20 protein-coding genes are annotated in these 26,496 nt (G+C 41.6%); 16 read left to right on the top strand and 4 right to left on the bottom strand.

What is annotated here, in order from left to right; all coding sequences use genetic code 11:
* The first annotated feature begins 35 nt into the window (after positions 1-35).
* The 10 genes from AC1DRQ_RS13065 (at position 36) to AC1DRQ_RS13020 (ending at position 13,819) form a co-directional block, all read left to right on the top strand.
* Entirely contained in the window at positions 36-701 is a 666-nt protein-coding gene (locus AC1DRQ_RS13065) for an ABC transporter ATP-binding protein (RefSeq protein ID WP_477424998.1), read from the top strand.
* Positions 702-723: 22 nt separating this feature from the next.
* On the top strand, positions 724-1,956 hold the full coding sequence (locus tag AC1DRQ_RS13060; RefSeq protein ID WP_477424996.1) for an ABC transporter permease: 1,233 nt from the start codon (positions 724-726) through the stop codon (positions 1,954-1,956).
* A gap of 30 nt (positions 1,957-1,986) precedes the next feature.
* Complete coding sequence (locus AC1DRQ_RS13055; protein ID WP_477424995.1) at positions 1,987-3,168, top strand: ABC transporter permease; 1,182 nt, start codon at positions 1,987-1,989, stop codon at positions 3,166-3,168.
* Positions 3,169-3,189: 21 nt separating this feature from the next.
* The gene (locus tag AC1DRQ_RS13050; RefSeq protein WP_477424993.1) at positions 3,190-4,563 is read left to right on the top strand and encodes a sigma-54-dependent transcriptional regulator; all 1,374 of its coding nucleotides are present in this window, start codon (positions 3,190-3,192) and stop codon (positions 4,561-4,563) included.
* Complete coding sequence (locus AC1DRQ_RS13045) at positions 4,547-5,848, top strand: sensor histidine kinase (protein ID WP_477424992.1); 1,302 nt, start codon at positions 4,547-4,549, stop codon at positions 5,846-5,848. The genes AC1DRQ_RS13050 and AC1DRQ_RS13045 overlap by 17 nt, the downstream gene beginning before the upstream one ends.
* Positions 5,849-6,419: 571 nt before the next feature.
* Positions 6,420-8,090, top strand: coding sequence for an alpha-amylase family protein (locus tag AC1DRQ_RS13040; protein ID WP_477424990.1), 1,671 nt, complete (start codon positions 6,420-6,422; stop codon positions 8,088-8,090).
* A gap of 267 nt (positions 8,091-8,357) precedes the next feature.
* Positions 8,358-9,668, top strand: a complete 1,311-nt coding sequence (locus AC1DRQ_RS13035; RefSeq protein ID WP_477424989.1) for a hypothetical protein — start codon at positions 8,358-8,360, stop codon at positions 9,666-9,668.
* A 33-nt stretch (positions 9,669-9,701) separates the two neighbouring features.
* Positions 9,702-11,906 carry an outer membrane protein assembly factor BamB family protein gene (locus AC1DRQ_RS13030; protein WP_477424987.1) on the top strand — a complete coding sequence of 735 codons (2,205 nt, stop codon included), beginning with the start codon at positions 9,702-9,704 and terminating at the stop codon, positions 11,904-11,906.
* A gap of 220 nt (positions 11,907-12,126) precedes the next feature.
* Positions 12,127-13,149 carry a hypothetical protein gene (locus AC1DRQ_RS13025; RefSeq protein WP_477424985.1) on the top strand — a complete coding sequence of 341 codons (1,023 nt, stop codon included), beginning with the start codon at positions 12,127-12,129 and terminating at the stop codon, positions 13,147-13,149.
* Between the two features lie 133 nt (positions 13,150-13,282).
* Positions 13,283-13,819: a M15 family metallopeptidase gene (locus AC1DRQ_RS13020; RefSeq protein ID WP_477424983.1), complete on the top strand. Its 537-nt coding sequence runs from the start codon at positions 13,283-13,285 to the stop codon at positions 13,817-13,819.
* A 265-nt stretch (positions 13,820-14,084) separates the two neighbouring features.
* Here the strand turns inward: AC1DRQ_RS13020 and AC1DRQ_RS13015 are convergent, their stop codons facing one another.
* Both AC1DRQ_RS13015 and AC1DRQ_RS13010 read right to left on the bottom strand, forming a co-directional pair.
* Positions 14,085-14,399, bottom strand: coding sequence for a hypothetical protein (locus tag AC1DRQ_RS13015; RefSeq protein ID WP_477424982.1), 315 nt, complete (start codon positions 14,397-14,399; stop codon positions 14,085-14,087).
* A 5-nt stretch (positions 14,400-14,404) separates the two neighbouring features.
* Positions 14,405-14,893 carry a hypothetical protein gene (locus tag AC1DRQ_RS13010; RefSeq protein WP_477424980.1) on the bottom strand — a complete coding sequence of 163 codons (489 nt, stop codon included), beginning with the start codon at positions 14,891-14,893 and terminating at the stop codon, positions 14,405-14,407.
* Positions 14,894-15,111: 218 nt separating this feature from the next.
* Between AC1DRQ_RS13010 and AC1DRQ_RS13005 the strand changes: the two genes are divergently transcribed.
* The 6 genes from AC1DRQ_RS13005 (at position 15,112) to AC1DRQ_RS12980 (ending at position 24,316) form a co-directional block, all read left to right on the top strand.
* Positions 15,112-16,329 carry a glycoside hydrolase family 88 protein gene (locus AC1DRQ_RS13005; RefSeq protein ID WP_477424978.1) on the top strand — a complete coding sequence of 406 codons (1,218 nt, stop codon included), beginning with the start codon at positions 15,112-15,114 and terminating at the stop codon, positions 16,327-16,329.
* Between the two features lie 28 nt (positions 16,330-16,357).
* Complete coding sequence (locus AC1DRQ_RS13000) at positions 16,358-16,960, top strand: TMEM175 family protein (RefSeq protein ID WP_477424976.1); 603 nt, start codon at positions 16,358-16,360, stop codon at positions 16,958-16,960.
* Between the two features lie 175 nt (positions 16,961-17,135).
* A complete protein-coding gene (locus AC1DRQ_RS12995; RefSeq protein ID WP_477424974.1) occupies positions 17,136-17,747 on the top strand; it encodes an RNA polymerase sigma factor in 612 nt (203 codons plus the stop codon).
* Positions 17,748-17,841: 94 nt separating this feature from the next.
* On the top strand, positions 17,842-19,047 hold the full coding sequence (locus AC1DRQ_RS12990) for a FecR family protein (protein WP_477424972.1): 1,206 nt from the start codon (positions 17,842-17,844) through the stop codon (positions 19,045-19,047).
* 296 nt (positions 19,048-19,343) lie between these two features.
* Positions 19,344-22,763: a TonB-dependent receptor gene (locus AC1DRQ_RS12985; protein WP_477424971.1), complete on the top strand. Its 3,420-nt coding sequence runs from the start codon at positions 19,344-19,346 to the stop codon at positions 22,761-22,763.
* 23 nt (positions 22,764-22,786) lie between these two features.
* Positions 22,787-24,316: a RagB/SusD family nutrient uptake outer membrane protein gene (locus AC1DRQ_RS12980; RefSeq protein ID WP_477424969.1), complete on the top strand. Its 1,530-nt coding sequence runs from the start codon at positions 22,787-22,789 to the stop codon at positions 24,314-24,316.
* Between the two features lie 52 nt (positions 24,317-24,368).
* On the opposite strand, the gene AC1DRQ_RS12975 is transcribed toward AC1DRQ_RS12980, so the two are convergent.
* Together AC1DRQ_RS12975 and AC1DRQ_RS12970 are read right to left on the bottom strand one after the other, a co-directional pair.
* Positions 24,369-24,983, bottom strand: a complete 615-nt coding sequence (locus AC1DRQ_RS12975; protein ID WP_477424968.1) for a trimeric intracellular cation channel family protein — start codon at positions 24,981-24,983, stop codon at positions 24,369-24,371.
* A 56-nt stretch (positions 24,984-25,039) separates the two neighbouring features.
* Positions 25,040-26,287, bottom strand: a complete 1,248-nt coding sequence (locus AC1DRQ_RS12970; RefSeq protein ID WP_477424967.1) for a dicarboxylate/amino acid:cation symporter — start codon at positions 26,285-26,287, stop codon at positions 25,040-25,042.
* Positions 26,288-26,496: the final 209 nt, after the last annotated feature.

Here is a 26,496-nt window from a genome sequence, read left to right as displayed (position 1 = left end):
AAATTCAATAACTCAATAATTCACTAATTAAAGATATGATCCGTTTACAAAACATTGAAAAAGTGTACCGCACAGACACTATTGAAACCCTGGCACTCAACAGCATTAACCTTGATGTGGCCAAAGGCGAATTTTTATCCATCATGGGCCCTTCGGGCTGTGGTAAAAGCACTTTGCTTAACATCATCGGTCTGCTTGATGCGCCCTCAAAAGGCGAGATCAAAATAAGTGATCAAAAAACCGATCATTTATCAGATAAGCAACTGGCACAGTTCAGGAACAAAAAGCTGGGCTTTATTTTTCAAAGCTATCACCTGATAAATGACTTGCAGGTGCTTGATAATGTAGAGCTGCCGCTGCTGTACCGCAACACCACCGCCAAAGAACGCAAAATGCTGGCCAGCGAGGCTCTGGAAAAGGTAGGACTTTCAAACCGGGTAAAACACTTCCCCACCCAATTATCAGGCGGACAACGACAGCGTGTGGCTATAGCCCGGGCTATTGTGGGGCGCCCGGAAATTATCCTGGCCGACGAGCCTACCGGTAACCTGGATAGCGCTATGGGCAACGAGATCATGGAGATCCTGATTAACCTTAACCGTAACGAAGGCACTACCATTGTAATGGTAACGCACGATGAAAACATGGCCCACAAAACACATAGGTTGATGCGCTTATTTGACGGCTCGCAGGTTTTGTAATTAACAGTTTAACATTAAGATCATGCTCAAAAATTATTTTAAAATAGCCATAGCGGTGCTGCGCAGGCGCAAGTTCTTTACGTTCATCAGCTTGTTTGGTATCAGCTTTACACTTACAATTTTGCTGGTGTTAACTTCTTTTTTGGATAAGATAGCCGGAGATAGCTACCCCGATCGTAAACGTGACCGTTCTTTATACGTTTCGCGCATGTCTGAGTGGTATAAAAACAATGGCATGAATTCGGGGCCATTATCTTTTTACTTTTTTGATCATTATGCGCGCAGTCTAAAAACCCCTGTTAAAATTGGTATAACCAACGGCGCCAGTAGCACTAATACCTATGTAAATAATAAAAAGATAAGCTTAAGCTACAAATACACCAATGCCGATTACTGGGATATTATGGAATATGATTTTGTGGAGGGTAAGGCCTTCACAAAACAGCAAATTGATAAAGGCGACATGGTGACGGTCATATCTGAAGATATAAAGAAACAATATTTTGGCGATGCACCATCGGTAGTGGGCAAGTATTTTGAGGCCGATAATGTGAAATACCGGGTAATTGGCGTAGTGAAAAATGTACCGGTAACCAGCTACATGACCTTTAGCGATATATATCTGCCTTATACCGTGGCCAAAACGGATTTTACAAAAGATAAAAGCTACCGCGGTCGTTTTTATGGCATATTGCTGGCCAACTCCAGGTCAGACGTACCCCGCATGCAAGCTGAATTTCAAAGTATGATACAAAGGCTGCCCATGGAGAGAAAAGAATTTATCAGAATAGTGTGTCATGCCCGTTCTTATATTGCGAGCTACGTTGATACCGGCAACGATAACAAATCAGGGGTGGTAATGGTGCTTACCGCTATTAGCATATTTGTATTGCTGGTAATGCTTTTGCCCACACTTAATCTGGTTAATATCAACATTACCCGTATTATGGAGCGCTCATCAGAAATTGGTGTACGCAAGGCATTCGGTGCATCTTCAAACACATTGGTTTATCAGTTTATTGTCGAAAATATTATACTAACATTACTGGGTGGAGCTATAGGCGTAGTATTATCTTTTATAGCCATAGGAGCTCTTAACAGTGCGCACCTGATACCCAACCTGGTTTTATCAATTAATTTCACCGTACTGTTTATTGGTTTACTTATTTGTTTTTTATTCGGTTTATTATCAGGGGTTTATCCGGCCTGGCGCATGTCAAAACTCAATGTGGTAACTGCTTTAAAAGCTCAGTAGATATTTCACAATCATTTAAATCAAAATATTATGTTCAAGCATTTATTTAAGCTGATCTGGAATAAAAAGAAACAAAACTTTTTATTGATGATAGAAATGCTATTCTCATTTCTGGTATTGTTCGCTGTTTTTTCTATGCTGGTGTATTATTACACCAATTATAAAAAGCCAATGGGCTTTGATTATAAAAACGCGTGGCTGGTATCGTACAACAATACCTATAAAACACAAAATACCGACTCACTGAACCTGTACTACCAAACCCTGCAAAAAATGATGAAAGCTATGCCCGTAGTTAAAGAGGTGAGTTTCTGCAGCGATAACGTACCGCTCTCGTCCTATACCAATGGCGGAGATGTTATGTACGGTAAATTAACAACAGGTACCAATAGATACACAGTTGATGATAATTACAAGAATGCTTTAAACGTCAGTTTGCTTGAGGGCAGCTGGCTAAATAAAAATGACGCCATTGGCAAATATCCTTCGGTAGTTATCAATGGTAGTTTAAAGGAACAACTTTTTGGCAATGGTATGGCTGTTGGTAAGGTCATTACTGACGGTGATGGCAAATCAAAAATGAAGATAATTGGCGTTATACAGGATTTAAAGGTTAAAGGTGATTATTCACCATCTGGTAACGCGTTATACTTTCGTGTTGATACCGGATCTTTTCGTTGGTTAGGCAATATAATTATAAAAGTTATACCTACAGCCAATGCCGCTTCTGAGGCCCGTTTATATAAAACGCTGGCCAACTACATGAAAGATTCAAATATATCCATTGAGCATTTTACTAACAAACGCACAGAGATTAATTATTTTAACCTGGTGCCTATGATCATCATGTCAATAGTGGGCTGTTTCCTGGTTATTAATGTTGCGCTTGGCTTATTTGGAGTGCTTTGGTATAACATCAATAAAAGGCGTGGTGAAATTGGGCTGCGCAGGGCGGTAGGGGCTACCGGCAATTCGGTTTCATCACAGCTCATCGCAGAGTCACTTATATTGGCCACCTTGTCGTTGATTATAGGGGTGTTTTTCGCCGTACAGTTTCCCTTGCTTAACGTATTTGATTTACAGGCAGGTATTTATATTACCGCTATGCTGCTGGCTATTCTGTTTATTTACCTGCTGGTGTTTTTATGTTCGCTGTACCCGGGCAGGCAGGCGGCGGCAATTTATCCGGCGGTGGCGTTACATGAAGAATAATTACGATATTAACCTGCTATTATGATATTGGTTATTGATGACGATCTGGCTGTAAGAACCTCGCTGATGCTGTTGCTAAAGGGTGAGGGTTATGAGGTGCTGTGTACAGAAAACCCCGGTGATGCTTTAAAGATCGTCAGGAAAAATACGCCGGAACTTATTATTCTTGATCTTAACTTCTCCATAGATACCTCAGGCCGGGAGGGTATGGATTTGCTCGAAAAAATAAAACAGCACAACGTTGCTATCCCGGTCATATTAATAACCGGCTGGGGCAGCATTGAACTGGCCGTAAAAGGGATGAAGATGGGGGCCAATGATTTTATCAATAAACCCTGGAGCAATGAGTACCTGATCCAATCGGTTAAAACCCTGCTCGATCTGCAGGACAAGAAAACCGAGCACCGTACCCGTAAGCAACTGGACAAAACCTACAATTTTCAGCACATTATAGGAGAAGATCCTAAAATGCTGAACATCCTGGAAACCATAGGTCGGGTTGCTCCAACCGATGCATCCATCCTGATCATGGGCGAGAGCGGTACGGGTAAAGAATTGATAGCCGAGGCCATTCACCAGAATAGTTTAAGGCGCAACAAGCCGTTTACAAAGGTGAACCTGGGCGGTATATCCACATCATTATTTGAAAGTGAGATGTTTGGCCATATCCGCGGCGCGTTTACCGATGCCCGGTTTGACAGGATTGGTCGCTTTGAAATGTCAAACAAGGGAACTATTTTTTTAGATGAGATAGGCGATCTGGACGCCAGCAGTCAGGTAAAGCTGCTGCGTGTATTGCAGGACCGTACCTATGAGGTGCTGGGCAGCAGCCGCACCAAAACAGTTGATGTGCGGGTGGTTTGCGCCACCAACAAAAACCTGAACGAGATGGTGAACAAAGGCACCTTCAGGGAAGATCTGCTTTACCGCATCAACCTGATCACGGTTTACCTGCCAGCCCTGCGCGAGCGGCCAAAGGATATTCCCTTGCTGGTTAATTTTTTTATTGATAATTTAAAGGAAATATATAACCGTCCCAAATTATCAGTAGCCGGGAGTGCCATGAAATGGCTGCAGCAATTGCCACTGCCCGGTAATATCAGGCAGCTGAAAAATTTGGTGGAGCGGTCTATACTGGTGAGTAAAAATGACGAACTGAGTATTGATGATTTCAGGTCGCAACTGGAACTATCGCCGGTTAAAAAAGGGAATATGCAATTGCCCGGTGTTGGTACTTTAACACTGGAAGAAGTAGAGGTGGAGATGATAAAACGCGCCATGGATCATCATAAAAATAAAATAAGCAGGGCCGCGGCGTCACTGGGGCTTACCCGTAGCGCTCTGTACCGCCGCTTAGATAAATACCAGATACCGTACGATGAAACTGAGGACTAAATACATCTTGTTCGTTGTTATACTGCACCTGATAACGCTGGTACTTACTTACTTTATTTTCGAGCAAAACAAAGTGTTCTTCATCGTTTCGGAGGTGTTTATCATCATTTCCATTGTAATAGCATGGCAGCTTTACCGCCAGCTGATACAGCCTTTAAAACTACTGATGCAAGGTGTTGATGCCATTAAGGATAAGGATTTTAACGTTAAGTTTTTATCAACCGGCAAACATGAAATTGATGAGCTGATTAATGTTTATAACCAGATGATGGATGAATTAAGAACAGAGCGTACCCGGCAGGAGCAGCAGCATTTTTTTTTGGAGAAACTGATACATACTTCGCCAACCGGCATTATCATTCTTGATTTTGACGATCGTGTACAACAAGTAAACCCCAAAGTCCTTCAGCTACTAAACATTACCGAAGAACAAGTGCATGGTTACTCCGTTCACGAATTGGAGCATCCTTTGTTTAAGCAGATCGGGGAGTTAAAATCGGGCGAAACCGCAGTGGTAAAGCTGGATGGGGTAAATTCATTTAAGCTGCAAAAATCGCATTTTGTTGACAGAGGTTTCTCCCGCCATTTTGTGATGATCGAGGACCTGACGGCCGAGATCCTGGCTGCCGAGAAAAAGGTTTATGGCAAGGTGATCCGGATGATGGCGCATGAGGTAAATAATACCATTGGTCCGGTTAACTCCATCATGCAATCCGCCATGAAAACAGACCAGCTTTGGGAAAGCCATGATTTTGATTCTTTAAAAGATGCCCTGCAAGTGGCTATGGACCGTAACCAAAACCTTAACCTGTTTATGCGCAATTTTGCCGATCTGGTTAAATTGCCCAAAGCCAATAAGCAACCCATTGTACTGCAAAAGCTGATAAATTCGGTGGCTAAATTAATGGCCGTAAAGGCACAGGAAAATGGCGTAGCATTTGAATTTAATCTGCCCAATGATGCTATAAATATAATGGCCGATGAGCAGCAACTGGAGCAGGCGTTGATAAACATTGTAAAAAATGCCATTGAGGCTATTGAGGGCACCGGCGTAATGAAATTCACAGCTATGCCTGCCGAGCGGAAACTGGTGATCACAGATAGCGGCAAGGGTTTAAATGCCGAACAACATGCCAATTTGTTTTCGCCATTTTTTAGTACAAAAAAGGACGGGCAGGGGATAGGCCTGACACTGGTGCGGGAAATATTGTTAAATCATGGCTTTGAATTCAGTCTTAAAACTGTTGCCGAAGGGCAAACAGAGTTTACAATACATTATAATTAAATTATTTCATTTAGGTTCCCCTTTTGAGAGGGGGTGTGTTGGATTGTGAGTTGGCAGGGGTGTGTTATTCAAGCAGCATAACATCTCTTTCAAGGGGGAAACTGCACGGGTTTGTTAGGCTAAAGCCAGTTATCAATTTCTTAAACCATCCCATAAATGGGACGGCAATGAATTTTTGTAATTATTGTAGTGTTTATCATTGCCGTTGGCTTTAGCCAACGGGTAAAAATGAACAAGAGTGGCTTTAGCCCAACCGCCTCTTTAAGCGTCCACGCTTAAATAATATTTTAAAAGAGCGTCCACGCTCACTTAACTGTTGTAAGCGTGGACGCTTACCCTCATGTAAATTCAAGCGTTGACGCTTGAATTGGCGGGGAAATTTGTCTGAACCTCGATTAAACGGATGCATTAGATTTAAGGGTTTACTTCAGTTTTCAACAAATCGCGGTAATCTTTCAATCCTAAAAATCGTGGTTCAGACAAAAAACAATTTCACCTCATCCCTCCAATTTTAAAAATCATTTCCAATAGCTGAAACCTTTTAGTAATGTTGTATAACCAATATCTAACTATGCAAAGGCGACATTTTATAAAACTTTCAGCTACTACTGCTGCTGCCGTGCTTTTCAGCAGGCTCACGTATGCAACATCAACCCAAACAACCGCGATTAATGCTCCCGACGAAGTTTGGGCACAAACCGGCAATGAATGGTTTAAACTTACAGGAACTAACGGATCGTTATTTACCTATAAGAATATTATCGTCACTTTAAAAAACAGTGGTGATGCAAAGGGCGTATTTGTACAATCTCCAACACTGCAGTTAAACGCGGTGCGCTTAAAGTGGAAGCATAACCTGTTGCCAAACACCAAATTTTTGGGCGACCACTGGGAGCGTTCCTACGGTGACCTGGAATGGAAAACTAAACCCACTGGTGTTAAAAATCCCTGGTATGTAATCATACATGACGACAAGCAAACCGCCTGTTTCGGAGTTAAAACCGGGGCTAAAAGTATTTGCTGGTGGGAATTAAGTAATGATAGTTTGGAACTTACTTTAGATACCCATTCGGGCGGCAACGGTGTGCTGCTGGGCGCTCGTGAGCTTCATGCTGCCGATATCATTACTGCTAATGGTAAACCCGGTGAAGACCCATTTCATACTACCCGCAGGTTTTGCGGTATGATGTGCCCTAAACCACGCCTGCCAAAACAGCCTGTATATGGTATAAACGATTGGTATTTCGCCTATGGTAATAATTCTTTCGACCTGATCAAGAAAACCACCGCTATGATGGCCGAACTGGTTACTGACACACATAACCGCCCGTTTTCGGTAATTGATGCGGGTTGGGCACAATACTCACCATTACTACCTGGTGATGGGGGCTGGAACGACGATTTTTCGAAGCCAAATGATAAATTTAAAGACATGCACCTGCTGGCCAATGAGATCAAAAACTTCGGTATGCGTCCCGGTTTGTGGATGCGTCCGCTTTGTGCCCGCCATGATGAAAAGGTCAATTTGCTGGCCCCTAAGATCCCCGGCAGGGATGATCCCCGCAATCCGGTACTTGACCCAACCATTCCCGAAAACATCGAACGCATTAAACACAACTTCGATGTTTATAAGCAGTGGGGTTATGATATGGTAAAACATGATTTTAGTACTTATGATATTACCGGCCGCTGGGGTTTTGATATGAAGAACAGTATAACCGCTCCCGGCTGGAACTTTAACGACCGCAGTAAAACTACTGCCGAGATCATCAGTGACCTGTATGGCGCTATCCGGCAGGCCGCCGGCAATGATATGTACATTATTGGCTGCAATACCATGAGCCATCTGTCGGCCGGGGTGTTTGAACTTTGTCGTATTGGCGATGATACCAGTGGCAAGGAGTGGGCCCGCACCCGTAAAATGGGCGTTAATACACTGGCTTTCCGCTTACCGCAAAATAATACCTTTTATGCAGCCGACGGTGATTGTGTTGGTTTAACCAAGGATGTGCCCTGGGATAAAAATAAACAATGGCTGCAATTACTGGCCGAAAGCGCCGCGCCGCTCTTCATATCGGCCCAACCCGAAGCTTTGGGAACTGAACAACGGGCAGCTGTAAAACAGGCTTTCGCCAACGCCGCCAAAGTACAACCCATAGCCGAACCTTTAGACTGGATGACCAATATGCAGCCCACTAAATGGAAACTGAATAACAGGGTGGTTGATTTTAACTGGGGATAAACTATCTGAGTCGGGGTCCTGAATTTCAGACTTACGAAGTTTTTAAAACTTCGTAAGTCTTTCAAGAATAAGGTGTCATTGCGTAGCGTAGCGCGGCAATCGCATAGGACATTAACGAACTTTTGCATATGCAACCTACATGGTGAGATTGCCACGCTACGCTCGCAATGACATGTTTGTTAATTGTGATGCGATATCCAAATTTTGTTTTATAAACAATGGAATCATTATCTTGTTCAACATTTACTTGATCAGGATAAATTTACTATGAAGAAACTACTGCTTTTTTTACCCATACTTTTTATGTTGTCATGCGGGCAAAATCCCGCGCAGCAAGAGGAAAATAAAAAACTGAACAGCCTGGCTATTGAATATGTAAGGCTGGGCCTAACCATCGGTCAGTATGATAGCGACTTTGTAGACGCTTATTATGGTCCGGATTCATTAAAACCCAAACAGCAGGCAGCCAAGGAATTTCCGAAGGATAGCCTGCTGGCAAATGCCAATAGTTTAATGAACGAATTGAAAATAATTTCGACCTCATCAACCGTTGATACCAATAAAATGCGGGCCAGCTGGATGGCCGATCAGCTGGTGGCATTTAGCCGCCGTATCAGGATCTTCTCGGGCGAGGAACGCCCTTTTGATGAAGAATCAAGGGAACTTTTTGGTGTTGCAGCACCCATTTATACCGACGATTATTTTAAAACGCAGATCAATCTGCTGGACAGCATCCTGCCGGGGAAAGGACGTGTGAACGATCGTTTTCAAAAACTGGCCAATAAATTCATTATCCCCAAAGATAAACTCGACCCGGTAATAAAGGCCGCCATAGCCGAGGCCCGTAAACGTACCCTTGCCCACTATAAATTACCTGCCGGCGAGGCATTTACTTTGGAATATGTAACCAATAAACCGTGGAGTGGCTATAACTGGTATAAAGGCAATTATAAAAGCACCGTACAAATAAATACCGACCTGAAAATATTTATTGACCGGGCCATTGATGTGGGCAGCCATGAAAGTTACCCGGGTCATCATGTATACAACATGCTGCTCGAAAAAAACTTGTACCATGACAAAGGATGGGTGGAGATTTCGATGTATCCGCTGTTCAGCCCGCAATCGTTAATTGCCGAAGGGAGTGCCAATTACGGTATAGAGGTAGCTTTTCCGGGCGATGAAAAAGTGAAATTCGCCAAAAACGTATTACTGCCCCTGGCTGGTTTGGATACCGCCGGTATCGATTTGTATTTTAAAGCTTTGGCTATTAAGGGTAATTTAAACTACGCCCGTAATGAGGCGGCAAGGGGTTTGATTAATAATACCATGTCGCGGGATAAGGCGCAGAGCTACCTGATGAAATATTGCCTCATGAATGATGAAACCGCCAGCAAATCCATCAGCTTTATAAAAAAATATCGTAGCTATGTGATCAATTACAACTATGGGCAGGATCTGGTGAAGAACTATATAGAAAGAAACGGTGGCACTGCCAAAACGCCCGAAAAACGCTGGGAACTATTTGGAAAGTTGCTGAGCAATGAAGTAGCACCAGCCAGTTTAATCAATAAATAATAAAAAAAACAATAACAACCTAAACCCTCCATCATGAAAATTAAGCTGCTTTCTTTATTGAGCATTTTATCAGTTGTTTACTGTTCGTGTAAAAATAAGTCGGCCACCAATACTGCGGATTATAGCGGTTGGCGAACTTATGCAGGCACTAAAGAAGGCAACCGTTATTCATCAAATGAAGAGATCAATTTAAATAATGTAARCAAACTAAAAGTAGCCTGGACATACAGTACCCATGATAGGGATACGGGCAACCTGAGCCAAAACCAGTGTAACCCCATTATGGTTGATGGTATACTGTATGGTACCAGCCCCAAGCTCAAGTTGTTTGCTTTGGATGCCGCTACCGGCGCGCAAAAATGGTTATTCGACCCGGCAAAAGGAGATACCACCAACAATGGCGACCCGATGGCTTATTATAAAGTAAGCCGGGGGGTAATTTACTGGCAAAATAATGATGGTGGCGAGAAACGAATTTTTTATAGTGTGGGTGCTAAAACCTTCGCCATTGATGCCGAAACCGGTTCGCCGGTAAGGAGTTTTGGTAAAGATGGATATATTGACCTCACGAAGGATCTTGGGCGTGATACAAAATCATTTGTAGCCAGCACTACGCCGGGTGTAGTATATAAAGATCTGTTTATTGTGGGAGCACGTGTTGCCGAATCGGCAGATGCCGCCCCGGGCCATATCAGGGCTTATGATACCCGCACGGGTAAAATGAGGTGGATCTTTCATACCATCCCGCATCCCGGCGAAAGGGGATACGAAACCTGGAAGGATACTGCCGCCTGGAAAAAATTTGGTGGGGCCAACAACTGGGCGGGCATGGCTTTGGACGAGCAACGCGGTATAGTTTATATCCCTTTAGGATCTGTAGGCGGCGATTTTTATGGAGGTTTCCGCAAAGGGAAAAATCTGTTTGCCAACTCTTTACTGGCACTGGATGCCGCTACAGGTAAGTACAAATGGCATTTTCAGGTAGTACACCATGATCTGTGGGATCGTGACCTGGCCGCTAATCCAAATCTCGTGACCATAAATCACGATGGTAAACAAATAGATGCCATAGCACAAACCACCAAACATGGCTATATTTTTATGTTCGACCGTACCAATGGCAAGCCTATTTTCCCGATAGTTGAAAAACCAGTACCAACCCAAGCTTTGCCGGGCGAGGAGCCCTGGCCAACGCAGCCTATACCAACCTTACCACAGCCTTTCGCAAGGCAAATGTTTAATCCGGAAGATGTAACGGACATCTCGCCCGAAACTCATCAGTATATGCTGCAGAAATATAACCAGGTTAAAAACCGGTTAATGTTTACCCCGCCCAGTAAACAGGGGGGCTGGATCTTCCCCGGTTTTGATGGCGGCGGTGAATGGGGCGGCGCGGCGATTGACCCGGAATCAAAGATCATGTATGTAAACAGCTCTGAATTGCCCTGGGCGCAGGTGATGATAGATGTGCCTAAGGCAACCAATGATCAGTCGTTAAAAGGCATGGGGCAGGTGATCTATAACAAGAATTGCATTAGCTGCCATGGTCCTGAGTTAAAAGGGAACGGCACATCGTACCCATCATTGGTTAATATAGGTAATAAGTACAAAGAAGATCAGGTAAGCCAGATCATTGCTAACGGGCGTAATATGATGCCATCATTTAAGCAAATACCCCCGGTTGATAAAAAGGCGTTGCTGGCATTTCTGCTGAAACTGCCTGATGCTAAAGCGGCCAAAGTAATAGCCAAAGAACCCAAAACAGAGAAGATCCCGAGCACCAAACTGGAAAAAAAGATGGTAGATGAAGTTCCTTATACCATGACTGGCTATAATCGCTTTTTAGATAAGGACGGCTACCCCGGCATAAAACCACCCTGGGGAACGCTAAATGCTATTGATCTTACCACAGGCAAATTGCTATGGAAAGTACCGCTGGGCGAATACCCCGAGCTAACCAAAAAAGGCATCCCCATTACCGGTACAGAAAACTATGGCGGGCCGCTGGTAACCAAAGGCGGGCTGATATTTATAGCTGCTACCAAGGATGAAAAGATCCGTGCCTTTGATAAAAAAACAGGCAAAGTGCTATGGGAAGCTAAACTACCCGCAGCGGGTTATGCCACACCGGCAACTTATGCCATAGATGGTAAACAATATGTGGTAATTGCCTGTGGTGGCGGCAAGATCGGCAGTAAATCGGGTGATCAGTATGTCTGTTTTGGGTTAGGGGAGTAATGAGGGGGCGGTGATAACACCGACCACGGGCTGAACGGAAAACCTTATACTGTTCATATGTACACCCGTGAACACTATGAATATTGATTAACTATTGATAATCAAATACTTGTATTTGAAGCCCTAAAACAAAACACTGTACACGGAGCGGTCATAGCAGACCGTATGAGATTTTTCGATACCGATTGTTACCTATTATTTACGAGTTAAGCTTCATTGTATGAGACCACATAAAAGAATAAGTAATCCGGAAAAAATTGATCGGCACTTAATTCAAAAAAATTTAAAAGATGGAAACCGCGTTATCGTTCAATTCTCTGACAAATTATATTCAGACAAGATACTTGCCGACTTAAACGAGCTTTGTTTAGAATATGACGATAATTTCGGTATTCGCTTTTATGGATTTTATCAAAGTTCTTTTGATTGCAAGACGCTTTTAAAGTTATCAAACATAAAAGCTCTTTGGCTTGACTGCTTATTGAAAGTCGACAATTTGGAGGTCTTGACCGAATTGAAAAATTTAAGGCGTTTAAGTTTGGGTGTTTTTGAACTAAAAGAAACAGAAATATTTCAAGCTAATAATTTTCAAAACCTTAGGGAATTAATTATTGGCGAATCAAGAACGAAAGCTCTTAACCTTAAATATTTAGAAAACTACAGAGATTTAAATTATTTAACTATTTGTGGACATACTAAAAATATTGAGGTTATAGGCAAATTGACGGATTTGGATTATTTAGGTTTAAATTCAATTTCAAAAGTTCCACTGGACTTTGTGAACCAACTCAAAAAACTTAAGTCATTGCACTTTCTTTTGGGCGGACGAGAAAATTTAGATGAGATTGAAGAAAATGAAATCGAAACACTAAAAATAATAAGAGTTCGAGCATTTCGTAATTTTAAGAATATTTCAAATTTTAAAAAGCTAAAAAGCCTTTTAATTGAAGACCAAATTCAATTAACAGAATTAAATTTTGACAAAAACACACCGCCTCTAAATGATTTCAAGTTGATAAACTGTAAGACTTTTAAATCGTTGACAGGACTTGAAAGATTAAATAGACTTAACCAACTGGGAATTTACAAGACAGATATAAACTTTGAAGAGTTTATAAAGCAACCCCTTCCAAAATCCCTCAACATACTCGCCTTTTATACTGCGAAAGCTAAAATAGACAAAGAAATTAGACAGCGGCTTTTGAAACTTGGATATATAGATGGGCTCGAGCGTATTTTGTAAGGCGCTGATATATAGTTTGTAATAATTATACAATTGCAAAATTGCGTATTTCTACGGTTGATGGATACGAATAGTTGTTTTAGCTTTAAGTGACTTAGCATCTTAACATAAACACTATTTAAAACTTATCGCCATGGCAGCCGATTTAAACCTGTTAGTACCCGCATTTAAAGAAAAAGTAATTCAATTATTGGAAAGCTGTAATGATGCAGGGTTTAAAATGATACCTACAGAAACAATAAGAACCMCTGTAAGACAAGCACAGTTGTGGAGGCAGTCAAGAACAAGATCAGTAATTCAACAAAAGATAGCTGATCTTCAGGATCGCGAAGCGGGATTTTTAGCGCAGTGCATTATAGATGCAGGCCCTCAGAATGGTGATCATGTAACCAATTCTATACCCGGATTATCATGGCACCAGTGGGGGGAGTCGGTAGATTGTGTTTGGATAGTTAATGGTGAGGAAGAATGGTCAGTAACCAAACTGGTAAACGGGCAAAACGGCTATCATGTTTATGCGGGTATGGCCAAAGAATTAGGCTTAACAGCTGGTGGGTTTTGGACTTCTTTTAAGGATTGGCCACACGTGCAGTTACATCAGGCCGCAAATCCGGCGGGCGATTTTACTTTAAAACAGATAAACGATATTATGAAGGAGCGGTTCTCCTGAGCGGAAGAATAAAAAGAAAAAGGTGGACACGTGCGATTCCTTCCCTTGGGAAGGGGAGGTAGGGGTTTATAGAACATAGCAAGTTTATACTGCACGTATAAACCCCTCCCTGCTACTACACAATCCACCGCACCCCTCCCGTGGGGAGGGAATTATAACCTCGCGAACACCTGCTGTGTTATCACCGCGCCACTTGATTTCTTTGAAATTAACTCGTATGCAACGCAGTATGGAGTTTTTTACAGCTACTTGTCTTATGAAGCCATTATGCAAATGCATCTGCCCTGGTTTTCATATTTTCCTTTATCCATTTTAAAGCTTCGGCATTGTTGTTTAAGCTGGAGAAAATACTCCTCAACGTTAAGGATTGACCAGGATCAAGCTCGTTGGTATATTCTTCCAATGTTTCCACTCTGTTTTCGAGTTTTAAGCCGATGATCTTATCCATAATATCTTCGGGAATATGAAAAATACTCCGCAGTTCATCGGGGCTGGCATAATTTAATATCCTGCCGGTACACACATCATAGCAAGGCTTATGTGGGCTAAAGGGGAAATCGGCACAGTTACAATCAGACATATTGATTAAGTTATAATTTTACCATTAAAAATCCAGATTGTTAAAAAAGTGATCATCCACACAGCAAATATTGCCACGCCGCCCATAAACCAGGTAAGTTGTCGTTTAAACCGTTTGTTGGTTTCTTCGCTGATGCCTTCTACCAGGCTTGGAATAACAAACATGCTCGCCAGATAGCTCCGGGTTACACGCTGACCCCAATAAATGGAAATACATAAAGCTATCCACCCTAAAATATAAACAAAATACAGCCATTTATATTCATTTAACTTTAAATAATCCTTTTGTAATATGGCTAAAATGGAACCGCCAATAATTAATAAAGCCCAGCTAATGATCCTGTTAGATTCTTCATTAACTGTTTTTAATGCCTCAATGCGCGATATCTCCTGAGCAGGTGCAGTTTCGGTTCCGGTGTCCTGTTGCATATCATCCCTTAAAAAAGGAATAAAACTGAGGAGCTTTTTCAATCCGTTTATTATACTGCTTTCCATTTGTAACTGGTTGTAATACAATGGTTAAGTTACCAAAATTTTATATTATTAATTGAAAAAAATATACGTTTTACCACAATATTAAGCTTGATAGTATACCTTATATTATCTCAGGCTTACAATTTGGTATTACTATAGCCTAATGTTTTTAATTTGCTTGAATTTCCAATCAAAATATGCATTTTTATGGCTGCCAAAATCCGTTATAAATACCTTTTATGAAATTCAAAATTCTACCTCTTATTGCTTTCGCAATTTGTTTAACCTTATTTACTTTAAGTTCATTTGCCCAGGCTAATTTTAAACCGGAAAAAGGACTTTTATCCACCATCAAAAAAAACTTTAAAGATGCCGATGCCCAATATAAAGTACTGGCTAAGCAAATAGGCCCCGAGGAGTTTCCTAAAACATATCACCCCAATACCAGTAAGCAGGAAAATAGCAATTCGGGCTGGTGGTGCAGCGGTTTTTACCCGGGTAGCTTATTGTATTTATATGAGCAAAACCACGATCAGCAATTATTGACGGAGGCTAACCGTATTTTGGGCGTTTTGGCAAAAGAGCAGTTTAATACCCATACGCATGATCTTGGTTTTATGATGTATTGCAGCTTTGGCAGTGCCAATATTGTTGAACCAAAGCCTGAGTATAAACAAATATTGATCAATAGCGCCAAATCACTATCGACAAGGTTTAACCCAACAGTGGGTTGTATTAAATCATGGGATTCAAAAAATCCATCAGATTACCTGGTGATCATTGATAACATGATGAACCTGGAACTGCTGTTTTGGGCCACAAAAGAAACCGGTGACTCCAGCTATTATAAAATAGCAGTTACCCATGCCAATACCACCATGAAAAACCATTATCGGTCCGATTACAGCTCTTACCACGTGATCAATTATGACGTACAAACAGGAGCGGTAAAGGAAAAGAAAACGGCGCAGGGTTTCGCCAAAGAATCCGCCTGGGCACGCGGGCAGGCCTGGGGATTGTATGGCTATACCGTGATGTATCGTGAAACAAGGGATAAAAAGTATCTTGACCAGGCACAAAACATAGCTCATTTTATACTGACAAATCCAAACCTGCCAGCCGATAAAATACCATACTGGGATTATAACGCTACAAATATCCCTAATGCGTTAAAGGATGCATCGGCAGCGGCTATTATGGCTTCGGCATTGTTGGAGCTTTGCAGGTATGCTGATAATAATAGCGGTCAGGAGTATTTTAATACGGCGCAAACCATCCTTAAAACACTGTCGTCGCCGGCTTATAAAGCAACAGCCGGAACAAATGGCGGCTTTATTTTGGAGCATAGCGTAGGGCATTTTCCTGCAGGTACAGAAATTGATGTGCCCTTAACTTATGCCGACTATTATTTTATTGAAGCAATGAAAAGATACCAGGCATTTGGAACTAAAAAATAAAAACAAGTATAAACCTCAATTTTAAAATATGGCTTTTGGCAAAGGTAGGATAGAGGCTTTTAGTGATGGGGTTATTGCCATTATCATTACCATTATGGTTTTGGAAATGAAAGTTCCTCATGGTGATAGTATTGAATCGCTAAAACCGCTCATCCCTGTTTTTATGAGTTATGTTTTAAGCTTTATTTACGTAGGTATATATTGGAACAATCACCACCACATGATGCAGGTGGTGAAGTCGGTAAACGGAATTATTTTATGGGCCAACCTTCACCTGCTTTTTTGGTTGTCGCTCATACCTTTTGTAACCGGCTGGATGGGCGAAAACCATTTTACCAAATGGCCCGTGGCGTGTTATGGGTTTGTGCTTGCCATGAATGGTGCTGCCTATACTATTCTGGGGAAGGCACTGATACGACATCACGGCGAAAACTCGCTTATTGCGGCAGCATTTGGTAATGATTTGAAAGCTAAAATTTCGGTTGCTGTTTACACGGTTGCCATTGGTGTTGCGTGGATAAACCCTATCGTGAGTTTTGTTTTGTATGGAATTGTGGCAGCTGTTTGGTTTATTCCCGATAAAAGAATTGAAAATAAATTAAAGCATGATACCCCTGAAAACAATGAATAGCTGTTGATTTAACATAGCTGATTTACAATTAAAATTGTTGCCTCAAAAAGAGCCTGTTGCAAAAAAGAGTAAACTTTATCACAATAATACTGTTATTGCACTTGTTTTAATCCTGTAAAAAACTCGTTGCACATTTTGTAAAGTTTTCATTATTGCATTATTATACACTTAATCTATGTTTGAGATTGCCCRATTAAATGAGAGAGAACTGCTGATACAGGTAGCCTCGGGCAATGAATATGCCTTTCGTAAATTGTTTATGGTACATCACCAACTATTAGGTGTACATATGTTACGTATAACAAACTCTGTTGAATTGGCCGAGGAGATAGTACAGGATGTGTTTTTGAAAATATGGCTTACCCGCGAAACATTGGTGGGGGTTGATAATTTTAAGGCCTATCTTTTTGTGATATCCAAAAACCATGCTTTAAATTGCTTGAAAAAATTGGCAAAAGAACGTTTGCTGATTAAAACAATGGAAAATAACGGTTTTGAAGCCCTTGTGCCCGAAACTATAGATACAGATACCGATATGTACTATAATTTACTGGATGAGGCTATTGACCAGTTACCACCACAACAGCAAAAGGTTTACCTGCTGAGCAGGCATGGCCGCCTTAAATATGCCGAAATAGCCGATCAATTGGAGTTATCGCGCGAAACCGTAAAAAAATATCTGCAAATAGCCACTACCTCTATAACAGAGTATGTGCATGAGCATCTGGAAGTTACTGCCCTACTTTTAGCAATGCTAAAAAGTTTTTTAATTTTTTTTAAAAAGTAATACCCCCTTTTTTGTACTTGTAGTTGTCATGTAAATAAGGTCACCCGGAACCGCATTTACCAATTATTTACTTTATGACTAACAATTACAAAATATGAGTGCATTGAATGCAAGGTTGACCTACCTTTTCAACGGCTATTATAATCAAACGGCTACGCAGCAGGAGCGTGATGAATTATTTCAGTTTATTCACGCGTCTGCCAATGATGCTGAGTTAACTGCACTTATTCACCAGGCCTGGAATAACCTCGAAATCAATGAACCGCTTTTTGATCCCACAAAAAGCATGGATATGCTCAATAGTATTTTGCAAAACAAAGCACAGCAGGACGACGAGTATAAAATACGACCTCCCGACAGCAATAAGCTATGGATAAAGCTGGGCGTAGCTGCCGCTTTGATGGTTTTTGTGGGGTTTGGTGCTTATGTTTTTTTAAATCAAAAAAAACAATCTAATGCAAAAGATATAGCCAAAATTAGGCCGGCACATGATGTTTTACCTGGGGGTAACAGAGCATTATTGACCCTTGCAAATGGTAAAACGATTTATCTTGACAATGCTCAAAACGGCGTTTTAGCCAAGGAAGGTAACACCCAAATAAATAAAACACGTGATGGTCAGCTGGTATATGAGGACGGGGGCAATGGCTCAAATAATGGTGCTGCTGCCATGAACACCGTAACAACACCCCGGGGTGGACAATACCAGCTGGTGCTTGATGACGGCAGTAAGGTTTGGCTCAACTCCGCATCATCACTTAGTTTTCCTGCAGTATTTACAGGTAAAACAAGGGAGGTTGAAATTACCGGCGAAGCCTATTTTGAAGTAGCTAAAAATGCCGCTAAACCTTTCAGGGTAAAAGCTAACCATACCGTTGTTGAAGTTTTAGGCACCCATTTTAACATCATGGCTTATAATGATGAAACAGTAATGAAAACTACTTTGCTTGAAGGAGCGGTAAAAATAAGCAACATGCAAAATACCAGTATTTTAAAACCCGGCCAACGGGCGTCGCTTCATCAAAACGGGCAAATTAACGTAATTGATGATGCCGATGCAGATGATTCGATAGCATGGAAAGACGGTTTGTTTCAGTTTAGAGACGCCGATATTGAAGCTATAATGCGTCAGGTGGCCCGCTGGTATGATGTGGAGGTGAGCTACGAAGGCAAAGTACCGGAGCGGGAATTTACAGGTCGTATATCGCGAAATGTAAAGGCATCGGAATTACTGGGAATGCTTAAGTACGCAGGTGTTAATTATAAAATAGAAGACAAGCATATAACGATAATGCAATAATGGCTTTAAATGTCAGGAAATTACCAATACTAACAATAATAAATTAACCACAATCAATTGTTCACTTTAAACAAAGCTATGATGGAAGAAATACCAAAAATAAGTTAACCCGGCGGGACCCACTTGCCTTGATCTTACTGTCTTTTTATCATGTGATTTATACATGCTAGCAGTAAAATGCCGGGTATAAAAAAACCGGGAAGTGTTCGCTGCACTTTCCCGGCTAATGATCTGGGTCCCAAAAAAATACAATCGACGAATTGAAAGTTAATGTTTAACCCAAACTCTACAAACTTATGAATTTTAATTCTAAGGCCACGCCTTTGGTATGGCCCCAATTATCAAAAATAATACTGGCTATGAAGCTAACAGCTATTATTATAATTGCTGCCCTTACTAATGTAAGTGCAAAAAGTTATAGTCAAATAGTGACCCTACATCAAAAGAATACCACAGTTGAAAAAGTACTAAGATCAATTGAAAAACAAACCGGCTATCATTTCTTATATGATAAACAGGATGTATCAAAGGCAGGCGGAATAAATATTGAAGTGGCAGGTGTATCCCTTGAGGAAGCCCTTAACCAATGTTTTAAAGACCAGCCTTTAACTTACAAGATCTTTCAGGAAACTATAGTGGTTAAAAAGAAAGACGAGGGTGCACTTACTACTCCAATAGAAGCATTTAAGGTACAGGGTACCGTAAGCGATGTTAAAGGACCACTGCCTGGTGTAAGTGTTAAAGTTAAAGGATCAGGAATTGGAACAGTTACCGATGTAAATGGCAAGTACACGCTGAATGCACCTGATGGTAACGGAACGCTGGTTTTTAGTTTTGTTGGATATACAACACAGGAAGTGCCTATTGCAAACAAAGCTCAGCTTGATGTTTTGTTGGCCGAATCGTCTAAAGCATTAAGTGAGGTTGTTGTGGTTGGTTACGGTACACAAAAACGTGTAGACCTGACCGGTTCTGTAGGTAGCGTTAATGCAAAACAATTACAGGACAGGCCGGCTATTAACGTAGAGCAGGAACTGGCAGGTAAAATTGCGGGTGTTAACGTATCAACCAACTCAGGTGCACCGGGCGGCGAAACCAAGATCCGTATTCGTGGTTACAGCTCAATCAACGCGGCAACAGATCCGTTGTATGTAGTTGATGGTGTGGTATGGACAGCCGGTGGCGCAGCCCTTAACCCAAATGATATCGAAACCATCGACGTGTTGAAGGATGCGTCATCAACAGCCATTTACGGTACACGTGGTGCAAACGGTGTAATTTTGGTAACCACCAAGCGTGGTAAAAAAGGTGGTAGTGTAAGTTATGATGCTTATGTAAGCGTAAGTAACATGGCTAAAGAACTACCCGTGTTAAACTCAGAACAATATTTAAATGTAGAGGATATTTCTTATAACAACATCAAGAAATATGACCCTACCGGATGGGCCGCAGGCAAGTATACTGATGATAACCCGGTAAAGATACGCACCGCGTTAATTGGTAAACTGTTTGACTCTAATCTGAAACCATTATATGATGTTGACTGGCAAAAAGCAACCACTCGCTCGGCTGTGAGCCAAAATCATAACGTTACATTTACCGGTGGTACCGATAACCTTAACTACGGCTTATTTTTAAACTATGCCGATGACGAAGGTATTATATTAAACAGCTACCAAAAACGGTATAATGTACGTTTAACTATTGATCACCAGGTAAAACCATGGTTAAAAGTAGGCGCTACCATCAATTACAATAACTCAGAACAGCGTACTGCCGATGATGGTACCGGAGGTAACAACATTCCGCGTATGTTAATTGAAATGGTGCCATTTATACCTATCAGGTACCCTGATGGCAGCTATGGAAAAAGAACCGATTATCCTAATTTAGAGGGTGGTGATAACCCGGTTGCACAGGCTAATGAGATTCATAACCTGTATCGTACACGTGTATTCAGTGGTAATGGTTACCTAAACCTGAACCTGGCCCCGGGACTGGAGTTCCGCAGTACACTGGGTGTTACTACATCGGCAAACTACAATCCTCACTATCAAACCGGGTTAGTTGGTGGCGCTACTGTTGATCAAAGTAACAGTTCGGCATCAATAAATGAATATAATGATACTTTCTGGCAGTGGGAAAATCACTTTACCTATAACAAAGTATTTAACAAGATCCACTCATTAAACGTGGTTTTAGGTACCGAACGTCAGAATTTTAATGAGCTGAGCGTTGGCGCTTCAACCTCGGGTTTATCTGATGATTATTTTCAATATAATAACCTCGCTACTGGCGCTGTGCCCGGAATCCCGACATCAAATTATTATGCCTGGCAGATACAATCTTTCTTTGGTCGTATCAATTATGGCTTTAAAGACAAGTATCTGTTAACATTAACAGGTCGTGAGGATGGTTCGTCTCGTTTTGGTACAGGTTCAAAATATGGTTTCTTTCCATCAGCTGCTTTGGCATGGCGTGTATCGCAGGAAGATTTCCTGAAGGATAATCAATCCATTTCCGATCTGAAGTTGAGGTTTAGCTATGGTTTAACAGGTAACTCAGAAATTGGCCAGTACAGATCACAAGCCAGTCTGATATCCGGAAGTACCGTAGTAGGCGGCACAGGTACAGTAATTAATACCGGCAGCCCCGGAAATAACAATTTGCAGTGGGAAAAAAATACTGAGTATAACTTTGGTGTTTCATTTGGTTTATTCAACAACAGGTTAACTGTTGACGCGGATGCCTATTACAAAAAAACAAAGGCTCTTTTGCTGAACGCGCCATTACCTGAAACCAGCGGTTATAACAGTGTATATGAAAACATTGGTAGCCTTGAAAATAAAGGTATTGAGTTAACCTTAAACACGGTTAACGTAAAAACTGATAATTTTAGCTGGAATACCACCTTTAACATATCGTTCCTTAAAAATAAAATCCTGCGTTTAGGTGAAGCTAATGATGATATTTTCTTAGCGCCAACCTTCCTGTCACAATTCAATTTATTGCGCGTGGGTGAGCCTGCCAGTGTGTTTTATGGTTATAAAGTGTTAGGTACCTGGGGTACAGCCGAAGCCGCCGAAGCCGCTAAATATGGTAAATTACCTGGCGACTTAAAAATTCAGGATACTAACGGCGATGGTAAGGTTACTGTTGCTGATAAACAGATATTGGGTAAATCAACACCATCAGGTTACGGAACATTTACCAATACCTTCCGTTACAAAAACATTGATTTGGGTATTGAGCTGCAGTTTAACTACGGTAACCAGATCATGAACTTAACCAGGCACTCCGGTCAGGACCGTACAGGACAGGCTAATAGCTACGCTACTGTGTTAAACGCGTGGACACCTACTAACCAGAATACCAGTATAGCCGAAGACAGGCCCGCTTATGTTTATTACCAAACAGAAATTTACTCCACTAAGGTTGAGAGCGGTAGCTTTATTCGTGGCCGTAACGTAACCTTAGGTTATACCTTCCCAACTTCGGTAACAAATAAAATTAAATTGAGTCGTTTAAGGATTTACGCGCAAGCACAAAACTTGTTCCTGATAACCAAATATACTGGTTATGATCCTGAAACATCAACCTATAATGCAGGTATGAGCAATGGGGTACAAACCAATAGCAACTTTACTCAGGGTATTCAATTTTATGATTATCCAAAACCAAGAACCTTTTTGCTTGGTGTAAATGCAAGTTTTTAATTAAATACCTAAATAAGTATATTATGAAATTTAATTTAAAAAAATACAGGACCGGATTATTGGCCCTGATCGTTATAGCAAGCATAACAAGCTGCAAAAAATATCTTGATGAACCCAACAAGAGTAATTTTACCCAGGAAAATTATTTTACAACCGCAAGTCAGGCACGTTCATTTGTAAATGGTATTTATGGCAATTACCTTAATAACCAAAATTATGGTGATTACCTTTTTATGAATGGCGATGCCTACGGCGAAGCCCCGTTTATAACACTGGAACTTTTTGCCGGTCATGCTACTTCATTAGGGCAAAGTGTTAACAACAATAACGTTATATTTCAACGTACCGACCCAACCAATCCTGGTTTTGAAACCATGTGGAAAGGCTGCTACACAGCTATTGCAGAGTGTAATATTGCACTAACCCGGATACCTGCCATTAACATGCCCGATGCCACAAAAAAAACATTATTGGGCGAGGTGTACTTTTTAAGGGCATTCTTTTACTATCATTTGGTTAGGTTATACGGAGATGTTCCTTTGATTACCACACCGGTAGATTTAAGCAGTCCGCTTTTGTATCCTACACGTACACCTAAAGACCAGGTTTATACTCAGGTAGTAAATGATCTGCTTGCAGCTGAACAATCAGGCCTTCCGGCTACTAACGGTATGTTGGCATCAATGGGTGCTGTACATACATTATTGTCAAGTGTGTATTTAACTATGGCTGGTTATCCGCTGCAAAAAACAGAAAATTATCAAAAAGCCGCGGATGAGGCTAAACAGGTTTTACCGCTATACACCCTGTTTACCGATTATGCTTATCTGCATGATAATGCACACAAAAACCAGGGCGAATTGATATTTCAGGCTCAGTATGACGTGAAGATTGCAACTAACTCTATAACACAGTTAACTGTTCCGTTTAACCTGCCTGTAGGTGCTTATGGTGATCACCTGGGTGCAATGATCCCGACCGATGCGTTTTTCAATAGCTACGAGGCTGGCGATAAGCGTACCGAGGAGAAGCAATTTTATTTCTCTAAATACCCGGCTTCAGACAATCCTGCCAATATTATCAACTTTGGCGAGCATTGCCTGTATAAGTATTTCCATGTGGAAAGTTCGGTATCTGGTACATCAAATAGCGGCAAATGCGATGAAAACTGGACCTTTTTACGTTTACCTGAGGCTATGTTAACCTATGCCGAGGCTTCAAACGAGGTAAGCGGCCCTACAGCGGATGCTTATGCTGCTGTAAATCAGATCAGGACGCGCGCCAATCTGAAACCACTAAGCGGCCTTACTAAAGATCAGTTCCGCATAGCTATCTGGAAAGAACGTTACCATGAGCTTGCTTTTGAGGATAAATCATATTTTGATATCCAGCGTACTCACCAGATCTATGATGTAAAGAATAATACATTTGGTCCGGCAACTTCAACTGCTAACGAGCAGGGAGTTACCATGAAAGATCAATATTATCTATGGCCTGTTCCGCAACGCGAAATAGCTACAAATAGTAAACTAACCCAAAATGCAGGTTGGTAAATAAATAATAGTGTAAACAAAAAGGCCAGCTGCATCAGCTGGCCTTTTTGTTTTAATGCCATTCCTCATGGTAAACAAATTTGGGCATTTGCCATTTGTAGCGGATAGACAGCAAACGCAGGGCAAGACCAATAGCACAGGCCAAAACAATAGCAATACCAGCACTTATGCCAATGTATTCAAAACCAAGGTAAGCCGCGCCGGTAACTATAGAGGCGCTGGCGTATATCTCTTTATGAAATAGCAGCGGGATATCATTACACAACACATCGCGCAATACGCCACCGGCACAACCCGTTATCATGCCGCTTAATAAAACTATGGTGGTTGGCAGGTTTATCTGTTGCGCTATCTGGCAGCCAATAATGGTAAATACAACCAACCCCAAAGCATCGAGGTATAAAAACAGCTTTTTTAGTTTGGTCATTACAGATGCTATGAAAGCAGCCAGTATAGCAGCCCCTGCGGTGATCAGTAAATACTCAGGGTGTTCAACCCAGCTCATGGGGTAATGGTTAAACAAAATATTGCGCACCGTACCGCCGCCCAAAGCGGTAACCCAGGCAATAATGCAAACCCCCACCCAATCCATATCCCGCCTGCCGGCCGATAAGGCGGCTGTCATGGCTTCGGCAATAATGGCTATGATATATAAAATATGCAGCATAATTTGTTAAACAGGGTGATAAGGAGCCTGTTTAACAAATATAATTATTTGGAATGTTAAATCTCAGACTTGTCTCCGGAGGTGGTTTCAGCGGCTTTGATCCAGTTTTTGCCCTCGTAAAAGCGGGTCACCAGCATGGCCGCAACGGTATCGCCTGTGGCATTTAAAAGGGTAGCCATAGGGTCAACCAGGGTGCCTATGATCATGGCTGGAGGGAGGGCTTCGGGCGGGAAACCATAGGCCGAGATGAACAGCAGTTCGCCTATATAACCGCCATTAGGTATACCGCCTTCAACCAGGCTCACCAAAACGGTCATGGCCAGGGCAATGGCAATGGTATCGGCGCTGTTAAAGCTTTTGCCAAACAGGGCAAACACTACCACCATTTTTACAATAGACGAGATACTGGAGCCATCCTTGTGCAGCGTACCCCCAAGCGGGATGGTAACATTGGCAATCATATCCGGGATGCCCATTTTTTTGGCGGCATCAAGGTTTGCAGGTATGGTGGCAATACTGCTGCATGTACCCACAGCCGTTGCCGATGGTATGATATTGTTTTTCCAGTATCTTTTTATACCGGTTACGCCGCCGGCTATAAAAGCGTACAGGCTAAATATCACCACAAAATAAAACGCGCCCAGGCCGTAATACAACGCCATGGAACGGGCATATCCCCCAAATAATTGCGGACCGAACACACCTACCTGGTAAGCAAAATAAGCCCCCAAACCAATTGGCCCCAGCTTCATGATGAGGATGAATATATTTTTAAATACCTCGTTCCCGCTGTGTAAAAAACGAGCAAAGGGAGCCCCTTTTTCCCCTGACCTTAAGGTAGCAAAACCTATTAATATCGAAAAAATGATGGCGGCAAGCATGCTTTTTCGCGAAAGTAGCTCGTAAAACTCGCCGGTAGTAAATAATTGAGTAAGCTGGTCGCCAAATGGTTTTTTAACAATTGCCTCAGTTATGGGGCTGGCAACCAGGTGCTGGTGTATAGGGAATATCCATGCGGCTATTATAGTTAAAATGGCAGCAATAAGTACCGTTGATAAAAATACGATAGAAGTAACACCTAACAAACGGCCAAGTCTTTTAGAACTGTCGAGCCCGGCTATGGCCGATGATATGGCAAAGAAAACTAAAGGAACCACGGCAGTGAATAACAGGTTCAGGAAAATATCGCCTATGGGTTTTATCAGTGCTACCTTATCACCTAAAAACAGTCCGGCTATACTGCCTGCTATAATACCCATCATGAGCAATATAATGCCCTTATAGTTTTTAAACCAGCTATTCATGTGGCTAATATAGCTGTTTATACGGCAAATTTTCTTCAGCTTATAGCCACATTTAAGTTATACTAACGGATTTACGATGGCAGAATGTAATTACTTAAAACTGTGTTTTAAGGCGTTAACCAGCCTTGCTCAATAAATGAATATTTTATTTGTAATTAATCTAAATAAAAATAACTTTGCGCCGTTTAGACCAGTACAGGTTTAAACAT

Source organism: Mucilaginibacter sp. P4_E8, from assembly GCF_056401495.1.
The sequence above is the reverse complement of the archived record's forward strand: the minus strand, read 5'-3'. Positions and strand labels throughout refer to the sequence as shown.

What these genes read in the sequence shown, in the direction of transcription:
- AC1DRQ_RS13050 (WP_477424993.1), top strand. Translation starts at nt 3,190, where the DNA reads ATGATATTGGTTATTGATGACGATCTGGCTGTAAGAACCTCGCTGATG.
- AC1DRQ_RS13005 (WP_477424978.1), top strand. Translation starts at nt 15,112, where the DNA reads ATGAAATTCAAAATTCTACCTCTTATTGCTTTCGCAATTTGTTTAACC.
- AC1DRQ_RS13035 (WP_477424989.1), top strand. Translation starts at nt 8,358, where the DNA reads ATGAAGAAACTACTGCTTTTTTTACCCATACTTTTTATGTTGTCATGC.
- AC1DRQ_RS12975 (WP_477424968.1), bottom strand. Translation starts at nt 24,983, where the DNA reads ATGCTGCATATTTTATATATCATAGCCATTATTGCCGAAGCCATGACA.
- AC1DRQ_RS13055 (WP_477424995.1), top strand. Translation starts at nt 1,987, where the DNA reads ATGTTCAAGCATTTATTTAAGCTGATCTGGAATAAAAAGAAACAAAAC.
- AC1DRQ_RS13000 (WP_477424976.1), top strand. Translation starts at nt 16,358, where the DNA reads ATGGCTTTTGGCAAAGGTAGGATAGAGGCTTTTAGTGATGGGGTTATT.
- AC1DRQ_RS12990 (WP_477424972.1), top strand. Translation starts at nt 17,842, where the DNA reads ATGAGTGCATTGAATGCAAGGTTGACCTACCTTTTCAACGGCTATTAT.
- AC1DRQ_RS13015 (WP_477424982.1), bottom strand. Translation starts at nt 14,399, where the DNA reads ATGTCTGATTGTAACTGTGCCGATTTCCCCTTTAGCCCACATAAGCCT.
- AC1DRQ_RS13010 (WP_477424980.1), bottom strand. Translation starts at nt 14,893, where the DNA reads ATGGAAAGCAGTATAATAAACGGATTGAAAAAGCTCCTCAGTTTTATT.
- AC1DRQ_RS12970 (WP_477424967.1), bottom strand. Translation starts at nt 26,287, where the DNA reads ATGAATAGCTGGTTTAAAAACTATAAGGGCATTATATTGCTCATGATG.
- AC1DRQ_RS13040 (WP_477424990.1), top strand. Translation starts at nt 6,420, where the DNA reads ATGCAAAGGCGACATTTTATAAAACTTTCAGCTACTACTGCTGCTGCC.
- AC1DRQ_RS12985 (WP_477424971.1), top strand. Translation starts at nt 19,344, where the DNA reads ATGAATTTTAATTCTAAGGCCACGCCTTTGGTATGGCCCCAATTATCA.
- AC1DRQ_RS13060 (WP_477424996.1), top strand. Translation starts at nt 724, where the DNA reads ATGCTCAAAAATTATTTTAAAATAGCCATAGCGGTGCTGCGCAGGCGC.
- AC1DRQ_RS13065 (WP_477424998.1), top strand. Translation starts at nt 36, where the DNA reads ATGATCCGTTTACAAAACATTGAAAAAGTGTACCGCACAGACACTATT.
- AC1DRQ_RS12980 (WP_477424969.1), top strand. Translation starts at nt 22,787, where the DNA reads ATGAAATTTAATTTAAAAAAATACAGGACCGGATTATTGGCCCTGATC.
- AC1DRQ_RS13045 (WP_477424992.1), top strand. Translation starts at nt 4,547, where the DNA reads ATGAAACTGAGGACTAAATACATCTTGTTCGTTGTTATACTGCACCTG.
- AC1DRQ_RS13025 (WP_477424985.1), top strand. Translation starts at nt 12,127, where the DNA reads ATGAGACCACATAAAAGAATAAGTAATCCGGAAAAAATTGATCGGCAC.